Genomic DNA, 14,009 nt, shown 5'->3' with positions numbered 1-14,009 from the left:
GTGGCCGCACCCCGGCCGCCCGGCGGCCGAAACCCGCCCGCGGCGCGCGGCCCGGCGCGCCCGGGCCGCCCACCCCGTCGACGCGCGCACCGCCGGTGGATAAGGTCGGACCCCATGGCCGACAGCACGCGGACGAGTGCGACGGGCCGCCCGGCCGCCAAGGCGGCCCGCGAGCCCGTGACGGCCCGGTGGCGCGCGGCGCTGTACCGGGCCCGACGCAGGCTGCGCCGAACCGGGGTGGACTACTTCCGCGGCGACGGCGCCGACTGGTGGGCCTTCGCGCTGCTCGCGCTGGCCGTCCCGCTGCTGGTCATGCTGAACGTCTGGATCCCCAACTGGTGCCCGCCCACCGCCCTGGTGCTGCCGATCCTGGCCGGCGCCCTGCTGCTGCGCCCCGGCACCCTGGTGCTGCTGTACGCGGTCGCGGCCGGCGGGCTGATCACCGAGTCCCTGGTGCACACCGGGGAGCGGACCGCGGCCGACAACCCCGACGCCTACATCTACGGGGTCACCCCCGGCGCGGCCCTGGTGGTCGGCGCGGTCGGCGTCGCCGGGCTGCTGGTCGCCCAGTTCCGCCGCCGGGTCGGCGTGCCGTGGCGCGGCGGCTCCACCATGCTCTTCGACCTGCGCGAGCGGATCCGGGTGCAGGGCCGCGTCCCCCGGCTCCCGGAGGGCTGGCACGCCGACATGGCGCTGCGCCCGGCCGGCGGCCAGTCCTTCTCCGGCGACTTCATGGTGGCCGCCCGCACCGGCCCCGGCGGCCGGGTGCTGGAGGCGGTGCTCGCCGACGTCTCCGGCAAGGGCATGGACGCCGGCAGCCGGGCCCTGCTGCTGTCCGGCGCCTTCGGCGGCCTGCTCGGCTCGCTGCCCGCCCACGACTTCCTGCCCGCCGCCAACGGCTACCTGCTCCGCCAGGACTGGGAGGAGGGCTTCGCCACCGCCGTCCACCTGGTGCTCGACCTGGACACCGGCGAGTACGAGCTGCTGTCGGCCGGCCACCTGCCCGGCATGCACCGCCTCGCCGGCGCCGGCCACTGGGAGGTCAAGCAGGCCGAGGGCCCGCTGCTCGGGGTGTACGACGGCGCCAAGTTCGAAGGGGTGCGCGGCACCCTCGGCCCCGGTGACCTGCTGCTGATGTGCACCGACGGCATGGTGGAGATCCCCGGCCGCGACCTCGCCGAGGGCATGGACCGGCTGATGGGCGAGGCGGACCGGCTGGTGGCCACCGCCCCGGTGGCCGGGCGCTCCGGCGCCGCGGTCCGGCTCATCGACACCGTCGCCAAGCACGTCAACGACGACCGCGCCGTGCTGCTGGTCTGGCGTCGCTGACTCCCGCCCGCGCCGGTCGGCGCACCGTGCGGGAGGCGCTCGCGGGCTGTCCACGGAGTGTCAACCCGGGACGTTGATCTTCGGCCAATTCTCCTGCGGCACCCGGGGAATGGATCACCTGCGGGTCTGCCTGCCGGTTTGCCGGGAGAGCCCCCGCAGTCCGCCGCCCGCCGACGGTCCGTCAAGGCCGGTCCGCTATGGTCACGGTCGGCGAAAATCAGTCTCATCGCGCGGGTTGCGGCGCCGGGCTTGTGGGCAAGTCCTTTACGCAGTCCGCACGAACGACCACACTGAGTCCGGATGGGCTGGTGGGGACACGGGGGGTTGGGGCCGGTTTCCGCCTGGAGCCATCTCCGGTTCCGACACGAGTCCCCGCCATGAACCGAGGAAGTGAGTCCGGGTGGCCTTCTCCGTCTCCGCGCTGGTCCTGTTCGGCATCGTCTGCGCCATCTTCATCCGCAACAAGCAGCTGAAGAGCGGGCACTTCATCGTCGCCGCGCTGTTCGGCTTCATGCTGAGCCAGTCGACCGCGGCCGGTCCGATCCAGCAGTTCCTCAACTCGGTCGCCAAAGCCATCTCCTCGATCGCGGGTTGACGCACCGTCGGCTCCCGGGGGGAACACCGCGACGGACGGGGAGGCGCCCCGCGCCGTCGCACCGGCCTGCCCGCGGGTGACCAGGGTCACCCGTTCCGTCACTCCGCGTCCGCACCGCACTGCGGAGGGTGCCCGAAATCGCCCCGCGTAGAGGGTTCGTAGGCACACCGTCATGATCCCGTGCGCGGACCGCAGCAGGCCGCTCGGCAGAGCGTGACCTGTCGATCCGTCAGCCCCTTCCCGATCTTGGGAACGGGGCTTTTCGGCGCTTGCCAGCCTCCTGACCCGTGGGTTTTGCTTCCTCAGCAGCCCGGCAATGGTCCGGGTGGGCCACCGAGCGGAACGCCTAGTCCTGCCGCCGTCCGGTGCCGACCAGATACCCAGTCACGGCAGGAGCGGGGGAACCACAGGTAAGTCGCCGGACCCGGAACACGGGCCCCGGCTCGGGGTGAAGCCGCGCTTGCGGCCGGGCAACTCTCGCCCGAACCCGACAGCTCACCTCGTAGGCGTCGGAGAGGAATGCTCATGTCCGTCAAGGGCAAGCACCGCAAGCCGCGTATGACCACCCTCGTCCGTATCGCCATCGCCACCGGCGTCGCCGGCGCCGCGGTCGGCCTCCCGGTGACCGCCGCTTCCGCGCACGTCACCACCGACCACCAGGACAACGGCCGCCAGTGGGCCCAGGTCTCGGTGGACGCCACCCCGGTCGCCGACACCGCCGCCGCCGCGCCGCAGGCCGCTCCGGCCGCCGCCGCGCACGACTACAAGGTCGTCTCCGGCGACACCCTGTCGAAGATCGCCACCGCCCAGAAGGTGGACGGCGGCTGGCAGAAGCTGTACCAGGACAACCGCTCGGTCATCGGCGGCAACCCGAACCTGATCTACCCGGGCCAGCAGCTCACCGTCAACGGCAAGGCCGCGGAGACCGCCGCCGCGCCGAAGACCGAGCAGGCCGCCCCGAAGGCCGAGCAGGCCCCGAAGGCGTCCAGCAACGACACCGCCAAGGCGTCCGGCTCCACCAAGTCGACCACCTCCGCGGCGAAGTCGACCACCTCCACCGCCAAGACCGTGCAGGCCGCCCCCAAGGCGTCCACCTCCTCGGTGGCCTCCTCCGGCTACGTCGCGCCGGCCCCCGGCAGCGTCACCACCGGTTACAAGGTGGCGGGCTCCAACTGGGCCAGCGGCTACCACACCGGCATCGACTTCCCGGTCTCCACCGGCACCAGCCTCAAGGCGATCGCCGCGGGCACCGTGGTCTCCGCCGGCAACGGTGGCGCCTACGGCAACCAGGTCATCATCAAGCTGGCCGACGGCAAGTACGCCCAGTACGCCCACCTCTCCTCGATCTCCGTCTCGGCCGGCCAGTCCGTGACGGCGGGTCAGCAGATCGGCCTGTCCGGCGCCACCGGCAACGTGACCGGCCCGCACCTGCACTTCGAGATCCGCACCACCCCGGACTACGGCTCCGACATCGACCCGGTCGCCTACCTGGCCGCCCACGGCGTCAACGTCTGATCCCCGCAGTAACCGTCGAAGGCCCCGCGCAGCGTTGCGCGGGGCCTTCGGGCTGCCGGGCGGAAACACCGACGGCCCGAGCGGAAACGCAGACGGCCCCAACTGCGGGTGCAGTCGGGGCCGTCGGGCTGTGGAGCGGGTGACGAGAATCGAACTCGCGTGACCAGTTTGGAAGACTGGGGCTCTACCATTGAGCTACACCCGCGTAGGCGTACCCGCACCGCCGTGGCGGTGGTGAGGACTGGCCTAGCGTACCTGGTCGGGGCCGCGGAATGCACACCGCTTTGCCGCCGTCGGCTCGCGGATTTCGCTCCGGTCGGGGGCGGGCCGACGTGTACTCTTCTGCTCGGCACCACGGGGTGTGGCGCAGGTTGGTAGCGCGTCCGCTTTGGGAGCGGAAGGCCGTCGGTTCGAATCCGGTCACCCCGACCGTGTGCGGCAGGGTCTCGTCCGGCGGGCGGGGCCCTGTTGTCGTCTTCCGCTTTTCCGGAACGCCGCCGGTGCCGGGCACAGTCGCTTTCGTGGTACCGGTAGGATGGACCGCTGGCGGTAGTACGGACAGCAATGCAGCCCCAACCGCCTATCGCCCTGACCGCAAGCCCCTAGGAGACCTAACCGTGAAGAGCGCCGTCGAGACTCTGAACCCGACCCGGGTTCGACTCACCGTCGAGGTGCCCTTCGAGGAGCTCAAGCCCAGCCTCGACGCGGCGTACAAGAAGATCAACCAGCAGGTCACCGTACCGGGCTTCCGTAAGGGCAAGATCCCGAACAAGGTGATCGACCAGCGGTTCGGCCGTGGCGCCGTGCTGGAGGAGGCCGTCAACGACGCGCTTCCGCGCTTCTACACGCAGGCCGTCGACGAGGGCCAGATCGACGTGCTGGGCCAGCCGGACATCACCGGCATCGAGGGTGTCGAGAACCTGGCGGACGGCGGTGACCTCAAGTTCGTCGCCGAGGTCGACGTGCGCCCCGAGGTCACCCTGCCCGACTTCACCGAGATCGCCGTCGTCGTCGACCCGATCGAGGTCAGCGACGAGGACATCGAGAAGTCGCTGGAGCAGCTCCGCGAGCGTTTCTCCTCGGTCAAGGACGTCGAGCGCGCCGCCGCCGAGGGCGACGTCGTGGTGATCGACCTGGAGGCCAAGGTCGACGGTGAGGTGCCGGACGACGGCACCGCCACCGGCGTGAGCTACGAGATCGGCTCCGGTCGTCTGCTGGACGGCATCGACGAGGCCGTGATCGGCCTGTCCGCCGGTGAGTCCAAGACCTTCACCAGCGCCCTCAAGGGTGGCAGCCAGACCGGCCAGGACGCCGAGGTCACGGTCACCGTGACCGCCGTCCAGGAGAAGGAACTCCCGGAGCTGGACGACGAGTTCGCGCAGCTGGCGAGCGAGTTCGACACCCTGGAGGAGCTGCGCGGGGACTCCCGCAAGCGCCTTGAGCGGATGAAGGAGTTCGACCAGGCCACCCAGGCCCAGGAGAAGGTCCTCGACGAGCTGCTCGGCCGGGTCGAGATGGACTACCCGGAGAAGCTCCTCCAGGACGAGATCGGCACCCGCAAGCACAACCTCGAGCACCACCAGCTGGAGCCGATGGGCCTGACCCTCGACACCTACCTGGCCTCCCAGGACAAGTCCCGCGAGGACTACGACGCGGAGACCGAGGAGCAGGCGAAGAAGGGCATCAAGACCCAGTTCGTGCTGGACCAGATCGTCAAGAACGAGGAGCTGGGCGTCAACCAGGAGGAGCTCACCGAGCACCTCATCCGCCGCGCCGCCGGCTCGGGCCTGACCCCGGACCAGTTCGCGCAGCAGGTCGTCCAGGGCGGCCAGGTGCAGCTCCTGGTCGGCGAGGTCGCCCGCGGCAAGGCGCTGGCCCTGGTGGTCGAGGCCGCCAAGGTCACCGACACCAACGGTGAGACCGTCTCCTTCGAGGACGACGAGGACGAGGCCGCCGACGAGACCGTCGAGGCCGCCGCCGAGGAGTCCGCGGAGGCCTGAGCTCCGCACTAGCGGGCGTCAGCCGACGCCGCGTCAGCCGGGAACGGGCCCGGGCACCGCACGGTGCCCGGGCCCGTTCGCGTTCCCGTGCTCACCCTGCGCTCACAGCGAACAGTTCTGCGTGGGGGATTCAGCGGCCGGGCCCGGGCGTTAGGGTCCATAGACAGCGACACCCAAAGCAGATCGACTGAGCAGGTGGCTAAGTGACGTTCCCGCAGATGCAGATGCCTGGACTGATGGCGCCGCACGCCGCCGCCGGCGACGTGCTCGGCGGCCTGGGCGACCAGGTCTACAACCGGCTGCTCAACGAGCGCATCATCTTCCTCGGCCAGCAGGTCGACGACGACATCGCCAACAAGATCACCGCCCAGCTGCTGCTGCTCGCGGCTGACCCCGAGAAGGACATCTACCTCTACATCAACTCCCCGGGTGGATCGATCTCGGCGGGCATGGCGATCTACGACACCATGCAGTACATCAAGAACGACGTGGTCACCATCGCGATGGGCATGGCCGCCTCGATGGGTCAGTTCCTGCTGACCGCGGGTGCGAAGGGCAAGCGCTTCTCGCTGCCGAACGCCAACATCCTGATGCACCAGCCCTCCGCGGGCCTCGGCGGCTCGGCCACCGACATCCGGATCCAGGCCGAGCAGCTGCTGCGCACCAAGAAGCGGATGTCGGAGCTGATCGCCCACCACAGTGGCCAGTCCTTCGAGCAGATCACCGCGGACTCCGACCGTGACCGCTGGTTCACGCCGGAGGAGGCCAAGGCCTACGGCCTGATCGACGACATCATGCACAGCGCCGCGGACGTCCCCGGTGGCGGCGGCACCGGCGCCGGCCTGGCCGGCTGACCGGCATCGGAACCCAGACCGCACGCTTCGGAGGACCAGAGAACATGAACATCCCCAGCCTGTCCGGTGCCAAGGCCCGCCTGGAGGACATGCGGGCCGAGGGCCGCTACATCGTCCCGCGGTTCGTCGAGCGCACCTCGCAGGGCATCCGGGAGTACGACCCGTACGCCAAGCTGTTCGAGGAGCGCATCATCTTCCTCGGCTCGCAGGTGGACGACGTCTCCGCGAACGACATCATGGCGCAGCTGATCTGCCTGGAGTCGATGGACCCGGACCGCGACATCTCGGTCTACATCAACTCCCCGGGCGGCTCGTTCACCGCGCTGACCGCGATCTACGACACCATGCAGTTCGTGAAGCCGGACATCCAGACCGTCTGCATGGGCCAGGCCGCCTCGGCCGCCGCGGTGATCCTGGCGGCGGGCTCCCCCGGCAAGCGGATGGCGCTGCCGAACGCCCGCATCCTGATCCACCAGCCGTACACCGAGACCGGCCGCGGCCAGGTGTCCGACCTGGAGATCCAGGCCAACGAGATCTTCCGGATGCGCGCGCAGCTGGAGGAGATGCTGGCCAAGCACTCCAACAAGGACGTGACCCAGGTCCGCGACGACATCGAGCGCGACAAGATCCTCACCGCCGAGGAAGCGCTGGAGTACGGCCTGATCGACCAGATCATCTCGACCCGGAAGACCTCGTACGGCGAGTGATCCACCGCCCCGCGACGGCGCGTACGTGACGTACGCCCCGTCGCGGGGCGTTCCGGTCGGGGCGTCCGCCCCGGCACAATGACTTGACGGGTCATGCACCCGCGACGGCATCTGTTCGGTATCAATTCGCCCAGGGCGTACGGCAGAGCTGTCGAAGTCGGCGGAAACCGCGGCTCGGCAGAGTACCGTCGGATACCGGGACCGACCGCCGACGGCGGGGCCGGTCCACAGCACCAGGCCCCGACCCCCGCGGGGCCCCTGGCGAAGGGGAAGCACCTCGTGGCACGCATCGGAGACGGTGGCGACCTGCTCAAGTGCTCGTTCTGCGGCAAGTCGCAGAAGCAGGTGAAGAAGCTGATCGCCGGGCCAGGCGTGTACATCTGCGACGAGTGCATCGACCTGTGCAACGAGATCATCGAGGAGGAGCTCGCCGAGAGCTCCGAGGTGCGCTTCGAGGAGCTGCCGAAGCCCCGCGAGATCTACGAGTTCCTCGACCAGTACGTGGTCGGCCAGGACCTCGCCAAGAAGGCGCTGTCGGTCGCGGTCTACAACCACTACAAGCGGGTGCAGGCGGGCGAGACCGGCCGCGCCGGCAACGGCCGGGACGACGCGATCGAGCTGGCCAAGTCCAACATCCTGCTGCTCGGCCCGACCGGCTCCGGCAAGACGCTGCTCGCGCAGACCCTGGCCCGGATGCTGAACGTGCCGTTCGCGATCGCCGACGCCACCGCGCTGACCGAGGCCGGGTACGTCGGCGAGGACGTCGAGAACATCCTGCTGAAGCTGATCCAGGCGGCCGACTACGACGTCAAGAAGGCCGAGACCGGGATCATCTACATCGACGAGATCGACAAGGTGGCCCGCAAGAGCGAGAACCCGTCGATCACCCGGGACGTCTCCGGCGAGGGCGTGCAGCAGGCGCTGCTGAAGATCCTGGAGGGCACCACCGCCTCGGTGCCGCCGCAGGGGGGCCGCAAGCACCCGCACCAGGAGTTCATCCAGATCGACACCACCAACGTGCTGTTCATCGTCGGCGGTGCGTTCGCCGGCCTCGAGCGGATCATCGAGGGCCGGGCCGGCGCGAAGGGCATCGGCTTCGGCGCCACCATCCGCTCCAAGCGCGAGCAGGACGCCTCCGACCACTTCCGCCAGGTGATGCCGGAGGACCTGGTGAAGTTCGGGATGATCCCGGAGTTCATCGGCCGCCTCCCGGTCATCACCAGCGTGCACAACCTGGACCGCGAGGCGCTGCTGCAGATCCTCACCGAGCCGAAGAACGCGCTCGTGAAGCAGTACCGCAAGCTCTTCGAACTCGACGGCGTGGAGCTGGAGTTCACCCGGGACGCGCTGGAGGCGATCGCCGACCAGGCGATCCTGCGCGGCACCGGCGCGCGCGGGCTGCGGGCCATCATGGAGGAGGTGCTGATGTCCGTGATGTACGAGGTGCCGTCCCGGCAGGACGTCGCCCGCGTGGTGGTCACCGGCGACGTGGTCTCCAAGCACGCCATCCCGACCCTGGTGCCGCGCGACATGATCAAGCGCGAGCGTCGGGAGAAGAGCGCCTGACGCTCCGTCAAGGCTTCAACGGAAGGGCCCCGCACCGGAGTTCGGTGCGGGGCCCGTTCTGTTGCCGGGTGCCGGAGGTTACTTGGGGATCTCCGAGATGCCGCGCAGCTCGCGCGCGTCGGCGGCGATCTGGTCCAGCGAGACCGCGGTGGAGGCGTCGAACTCCATCAGCATCATCACCGAGGAGCCGTCGGCCCAGGCGCAGAAGCCGACCTTCTCGCCGCCGGTCTCCGTGGTGCCGCAGGACATCCGGCCGCCCAGCGGGCCCGGGTCGACGTCCTTGCGGTCGGTGATCGCCGCGCCGCCCGAGGTGGCGCCGGTGAAGACCGCGTCGACCTGCTTGGACGGCAGCAGCACGTTGCCGTAGGCGCCGGCCACGATGGCGGCCTTCTCGTTGTCCGCCGAGTGGTAGATGGAGCTGACCACCTCGGTCGGCGTCCACGCCGAGTCGCCCTTGCTGAAGTCCGACTGCAGCTCGTTGGCGAGCTCCTTGGCGGAGTCCTCGTTGGGGTCGCGGGTCATGCTGTGGAAGGTCTCCGGCAGCACGACCTTGTTCTTGCCGGTCTTCGAGGCGGTGTCGTAGATGAAGTAGCCGAGCAGGCCGCCGCCGAGCAGGATCACGCCGGCCACGCAACCGAGCACGATCCACAGCGCCTTGCGGGACTTCTTCGGCGGGGCCGGGTAGCCGGGCGGGAACCCGCCGGGGGCGCCGGCCGGGAACGCCTGCGGCGGGACCTGGCCGCCGCCCCAGGGCTGCTGCGGCTGGGCCGGCGCCTGCTGCGGGTAGCCGTAGCCGGCCTGCGGGGGCACGCCGGCCGGGGCCTGCGGCTGCGGCGGGCCGAAGCCGGGCTGCGGCGGACCGAACTGGTTGTCGGACACGGAGAACTCCGATTCGCGCGAAAAGTGGTGAGGTGAAGGGGTGTGAACGACGCTGCGGCGGTGGCTACTTGGGGGCCACCACGGCGTCCCGGAACTGCCGGGTGCGGTCGGCCGCCTGGGTCTGGGTGATCGGCTGCGGGGTGCCGGTGGCGCTCATCGTCACGAACGCGACGGTGCCGAAGGTGGAGTGGCTGGCCCACATGCACACCGGCATCTCCACCACGCCGGAGGTGGCCACGCCGCACTGCAGCTTGGCGCCCGGGTCGGTGGGGTCGTTGGCGGCGACGTCGGTCGGCTGCTTCTTCCAGGTCAACTTGCCCGCGGTACCGGCGGCCTGGGACTGGGTGGCCTGGTCGGAGGCGGTCTTCAGCATCGCGCCGGGGTCGTTGACGGTGCCCCAGCCACCGCCGAAGCTGATCATGTCGGTCGGCGTCTTCTGGTACAGCGCGCCGAGCGAGCCCTCCAGGGTAGCCAGGCCGTCGGTGCCGTTCACCGCGCCCTTGTCCGAGGACGACTTCTTGGTGTAGCCGGCCACCGTGTCCGGAGCGGTCAGCTTGTACTTGCCGCCGGTACCGGAACCGGGACCGGACGAGCCGTCACTCAGCGCGTAGTACCCGACGCCGCCGAGCACCGCGAGCACCACCACCGCGACGATCGCGATCAGCGGACCCTTGCCGCTCTTCGCCGGCGCCGGCGGCTGGTAGCCGTACCCGGGCTGCTGCGGGGCGCCGCCCCAGGGCTGCTGCGCGGGCGGCTGCTGCTGCGGGTAGCCGTAACCGGGCTGCGGCTGCTGGCCGTACGGCGGCTGCCCGGCGGGTGGCGGGGTGCCGTAGCCGGGCTGCTGCGGGGGCTGGCCGTACGGCTGCTGCGGGGGCGCGCCCCACTGCTGCTGGCCGGGCGGCTGCTGCGGCGGTGCGCCGTACGGAGGTTGCTGCGCGCCGTACGGCTGCTGCGGCTGCCCCTGCGGATACGGTTGTCCCTGCCCCTGGCCGTACATGCGCTTCGTCTCCCCCGCCGCTGACTCGCGCGGCCCCGGTCTCGTCGAGTATTCGGGCACGGTACCGTACGCCCCCCACGGGCCGCCCGAGTGGTCCGGGCACTATCGGTTCGTAACCGCGGCCCGGCCTTCCGTAAACTGTCCGTCGTGACCGACACGACGAACCAGCGCCCCGCGAATTCCTACCCCGGGGACGACGCAGCCACCCTCCCGACGACCTACGCTCCGGCCGACGTAGAGGGCGAGCTGTACGAGCGCTGGGTAGAGCGCGGTTACTTCACGGCGGACGCGAAGAGCGAGAAGCCGGCGTACACCATCGTCATCCCGCCGCCGAACGTCACCGGCGCGCTGCACCTCGGCCACGCCTTCCAGCACACGCTGATGGACGCCCTCACCCGCCGCAAGCGGATGCTGGGCTTCGAGGCGCTGTGGCTCCCCGGCATGGACCACGCGGGCATCGCCACCCAGAACAAGGTGGAGCAGCAGCTCGCCGAGTCCGGCCTGTCCCGGCACGACCTGGGCCGCGAGGCCTTCGTCGACAAGGTCTGGGAGTGGAAGGAGAACTACGGCGGCCGGATCCTCGGCCAGATGCGCCGCCTCGGTGACGGCGTCGACTGGTCCCGCGAGCGCTTCACCATGGACGAGGGCCTGTCGCAGGCCGTCCAGACCATCTTCAAGAAGCTCTTCGACGACGGCCTGATCTACCGCGCCGAACGCATCATCAACTGGTGCCCGCGCTGCCTGACCGCGCTCTCCGACATCGAGGTCGAGCACGAGAACGTCCCCGGGGAGCTGGTCTCGATCCGCTACGGCGACGGCGACGACTCGATCGTGGTCGCCACCACCCGCGCCGAGACCCTGCTGGGCGACACCGCGGTGGCCGTCCACCCGTCCGACGAGCGCTACGCGCACCTGGTCGGACGGACCATCAAGCTGCCGCTGACGGACCGTGAGATCCCGGTCATCGCCGACGAGCACGTCGACCCGGAGTTCGGCACCGGCGCCGTCAAGGTGACGCCCGCGCACGACCCGAACGACTTCGCCATCGGCCAGCGGCACAACCTGCCGAACCTGACGGTGATGGACGAGCGCGGCGCCATCACGGTGCACGGGCCGTTCCTCGGCCTGGACCGGCACGACGCGCGCGCCGCCGTGGTCGGCGCGCTGCGCGAGCAGGGGCGCATCGTCGCCGAGAAGCGCCCCTACGAGCACGCCGTCGGCCACTGCTCGCGCTGCAAGACCGTGGTCGAGCCGCGGCTGTCGCTGCAGTGGTGGGTCAAGGTCGAGCCGCTGGCCAAGGCCGCGGGCGACGCGGTCCGCGACGGCCGGGTCCAGATCCACCCGAAGGAGCTGGAGCGCCGCTACTTCGACTGGGTCGACAACATGTACGACTGGTGCATCTCGCGCCAGCTCTGGTGGGGCCACCGGATCCCGGTCTGGTACGGCCCGAACGGCGAGGTCGTCTGCGTCGGACCGGACGAGCAGCCGCCCACCGGCGAGGGCTGGGTGCAGGACCCGGACGTCCTGGACACCTGGTTCTCCTCCGGTCTGTGGCCGTTCTCCACCCTGGGCTGGCCGGAGCAGACCGCGGACCTGGAGAAGTTCTACCCGACCGACGTGCTGCTGACCGGCCACGACATCATCTTCTTCTGGGTCGCCCGGATGATGATGTTCGGCCTGTACGCGATGGACGGCCAGGCACCGTTCAAGACGGTCGCGCTGACCGGCCTGGTCCGCGACGAGTTCGGCAAGAAGATGTCGAAGTCCTCCGGCACCGCCGTCGACCCGCTGGACTGGATGGACGCCTACGGTGCGGACGCCGTCCGCTTCACGCTGGCCCGCGGCGCCAACCCCGGTGCGGACGTGCCGATCGGCGAGGACTGGGTCAAGGGCTCGCGGAACTTCTGCAACAAGATCTGGAACGCCACCCGCTTCGCGCTGATGAACGGCGCCACCGTGCAGGGCCCGCTGCCCGCGCCGGAGGAGCTCACCGCCGCGGACCGCTGGATCCTGTCCCGGCTGAACGCCACGGTGGCCGAGGTCGACGCCCTCTACGAGGACTTCGAGTTCGCCAAGGTCTCCGACACGCTGTTCCACTTCGCCTGGGACGAGGTCTTCGACTGGTACGTCGAGCTCTCCAAGACCACCCTGGGCAAGGGCGGCGCGCAGGCCGACAACGCCCGCCGGGTCCTCGGCGAGGTGCTGGACGTGACGCTGCGTCTGCTGCACCCGATCGTCCCGTTCGTCACCGACGCGCTGTGGACGGCGCTCACCGGCGCCGAGTCGGTGGTCGTCGCCGAGTGGCCGAAGGACTCCGGCTACCGGGACGCCGACGCCGAGTCGGAGATCGCCCTGCTGCAGCAGGTGGTGACCGAGGTCCGCCGGTTCCGCAACGACCAGGGCCTGCGCGACACCCAGAAGGTCCCGGCGCAGCTGGAGTTGGCCGGCACCCGGCTCGCGGTGCACGAGGCGGCGATCCGTTCGCTGCTGCGGCTGACCGAGCCGGCGGAGGGCTTCCACGCCACCGCCTCGCTGCCGGTCGCCGGGGCCACCGTGTCGCTCGACCTGTCCGGCACCATCGACGTCCCGGCCGAGCGCAAGCGCCTGCAGAAGGACCTCGCGGCCGCCGAGAAGGAGAAGGCGCAGACCTCCGCCAAGCTCGGCAACGAGGCCTTCCTGGCCAAGGCGCCGGACGACGTGGTGGCGAAGATCCGCACCCGGCAGGAGGCCGCGGAGGCCGACATCGTCCGGATCACCGCGCAGCTCGCCGCGCTGCCGCAGGGCTGACGCACCGTCGGTCGTCGAGGGCCGTCGCTCCCACCGGGGGGCGGCGGCCCTCCGCCTTTCTTTTGAAGGCGGGACCCGAGTTCTTTCGCAGCGGCTATTCGGCGTGCATTCCGGGGCAATTGCGCGGGCAAACTCCATTGGGCCGCATTCCGTTGTCGCTCCCGCCGCGTTCAGCGACCTTCGCAGTTCAGATGTGTACGGTGGACGGAAGTTCCCATTCGGGCGGGGCGACGAACGGAGGGCACGCACATGGTGGTGACCAGGGAGTTGGCCGACGAACTGCCGATGGAAGAGGTGGAGGCGGCCAAGGCCCGGGCGGCGACGCTGCTGCTGGCATTCCGGCACGGAAACCAGCTCGCCTTCGACACCGAGCTGGATCTGCTGCTCGCCGAGCACGCCGAGCGGGAGGTGGCCACCCTGCTGGTGTGGATCGCCGCCGAGGCGGTGCGCAAGGCGTACGCGCCCGAGGTCGCCGACCGGGTGCTGCGCGGACTGGCCCGGCGCGCCCCGCTGGACAGCTCCCAGGTCGCGGTGGACGAGGAGGCCGCCGGCGCCGCCCAGTTGCTGGAGGCGGTGGCCGCCGGGGACGTCGCCACCGTGCGGGCGCTGGTGGCGAGCACCGCCGACACCACCTACCTGCTGGGCGGCCTGGTGCAGGCGGTCGCGATGATGCTGCCGCTGCTGCCGGAGGGCGAGGCGGAGGAGGTCGCCGCGGAACTGCGCCGGCGGCACGGCGGGCGGCTGCCCACCCCCCGCGCCACCTACTGACGGATCGTCACT

At 70.6% G+C, this 14,009-nt stretch carries 11 protein-coding genes, 2 tRNA genes and 1 riboswitch; of the genes, 10 read left to right on the top strand and 3 right to left on the bottom strand.

From position 1 onward, the window contains the following. Window positions 1-114 precede the first annotated feature (114 nt). From ACWD4U_RS19425 to ACWD4U_RS19415, 3 genes are all read left to right on the top strand, one after another. A complete protein-coding gene (locus ACWD4U_RS19425) occupies window positions 115-1,329 on the top strand; it encodes a PP2C family protein-serine/threonine phosphatase (protein WP_363452600.1) in 1,215 nt (404 codons plus the stop codon). A gap of 400 nt (window positions 1,330-1,729) precedes the next feature. Beyond that, a complete protein-coding gene (locus ACWD4U_RS19420) occupies window positions 1,730-1,924 on the top strand; it encodes a hypothetical protein (protein ID WP_363452598.1) in 195 nt (64 codons plus the stop codon). A gap of 367 nt (window positions 1,925-2,291) precedes the next feature. Beyond that, window positions 2,292-2,448, top strand: a riboswitch (cyclic di-AMP (ydaO/yuaA leader). Between the two features lies 1 nt (window position 2,449). Continuing rightward, a complete protein-coding gene (locus ACWD4U_RS19415) occupies window positions 2,450-3,439 on the top strand; it encodes a M23 family metallopeptidase (RefSeq protein ID WP_363452596.1) in 990 nt (329 codons plus the stop codon). A gap of 131 nt (window positions 3,440-3,570) precedes the next feature. On the opposite strand, the gene ACWD4U_RS19410 is transcribed toward ACWD4U_RS19415, so the two are convergent. Beyond that, window positions 3,571-3,644: transfer RNA gene (locus tag ACWD4U_RS19410), tRNA-Gly, on the bottom strand. A gap of 150 nt (window positions 3,645-3,794) precedes the next feature. Between ACWD4U_RS19410 and ACWD4U_RS19405 the strand changes: the two genes are divergently transcribed. The 5 genes from ACWD4U_RS19405 to clpX all read left to right on the top strand — a co-directional run bounded on the left by ACWD4U_RS19405 (window position 3,795) and on the right by clpX (window position 8,566). Beyond that, window positions 3,795-3,868: transfer RNA gene (locus ACWD4U_RS19405), tRNA-Pro, on the top strand. A gap of 188 nt (window positions 3,869-4,056) precedes the next feature. Next, a complete protein-coding gene (gene tig / locus ACWD4U_RS19400) occupies window positions 4,057-5,439 on the top strand; it encodes a trigger factor (protein WP_363452594.1) in 1,383 nt (460 codons plus the stop codon). A 224-nt stretch (window positions 5,440-5,663) separates the two neighbouring features. Continuing rightward, window positions 5,664-6,293: an ATP-dependent Clp protease proteolytic subunit gene (locus ACWD4U_RS19395; protein WP_449787245.1), complete on the top strand. Its 630-nt coding sequence runs from the start codon at window positions 5,664-5,666 to the stop codon at window positions 6,291-6,293. A gap of 44 nt (window positions 6,294-6,337) precedes the next feature. Beyond that, a complete protein-coding gene (locus tag ACWD4U_RS19390) occupies window positions 6,338-7,000 on the top strand; it encodes an ATP-dependent Clp protease proteolytic subunit (protein WP_363452591.1) in 663 nt (220 codons plus the stop codon). 279 nt (window positions 7,001-7,279) lie between these two features. Continuing rightward, entirely contained in the window at window positions 7,280-8,566 is a 1,287-nt protein-coding gene (clpX, locus tag ACWD4U_RS19385) for an ATP-dependent Clp protease ATP-binding subunit ClpX (RefSeq protein WP_363452590.1), read from the top strand. 78 nt (window positions 8,567-8,644) lie between these two features. On the opposite strand, the gene ACWD4U_RS19380 is transcribed toward clpX, so the two are convergent. Together ACWD4U_RS19380 and ACWD4U_RS19375 are read right to left on the bottom strand one after the other, a co-directional pair. Further along, window positions 8,645-9,445, bottom strand: a complete 801-nt coding sequence (locus ACWD4U_RS19380) for a hypothetical protein (RefSeq protein ID WP_363452588.1) — start codon at window positions 9,443-9,445, stop codon at window positions 8,645-8,647. Window positions 9,446-9,509: 64 nt separating this feature from the next. Next, window positions 9,510-10,442 carry a hypothetical protein gene (locus ACWD4U_RS19375; protein WP_363452586.1) on the bottom strand — a complete coding sequence of 311 codons (933 nt, stop codon included), beginning with the start codon at window positions 10,440-10,442 and terminating at the stop codon, window positions 9,510-9,512. A 147-nt stretch (window positions 10,443-10,589) separates the two neighbouring features. Between ACWD4U_RS19375 and ACWD4U_RS19370 the strand changes: the two genes are divergently transcribed. After that, the gene (locus ACWD4U_RS19370) at window positions 10,590-13,229 is read left to right on the top strand and encodes a valine--tRNA ligase (RefSeq protein ID WP_363452584.1); all 2,640 of its coding nucleotides are present in this window, start codon (window positions 10,590-10,592) and stop codon (window positions 13,227-13,229) included. Window positions 13,230-13,478: 249 nt separating this feature from the next. Further along, window positions 13,479-13,997: a hypothetical protein gene (locus ACWD4U_RS19365; protein WP_363452582.1), complete on the top strand. Its 519-nt coding sequence runs from the start codon at window positions 13,479-13,481 to the stop codon at window positions 13,995-13,997. Window positions 13,998-14,009: the final 12 nt, after the last annotated feature.

Source organism: Kitasatospora sp. NPDC002522, assembly GCF_053595195.1.
The sequence above is the reverse complement of the archived record's forward strand: the minus strand, read 5'-3'. Positions and strand labels throughout refer to the sequence as shown.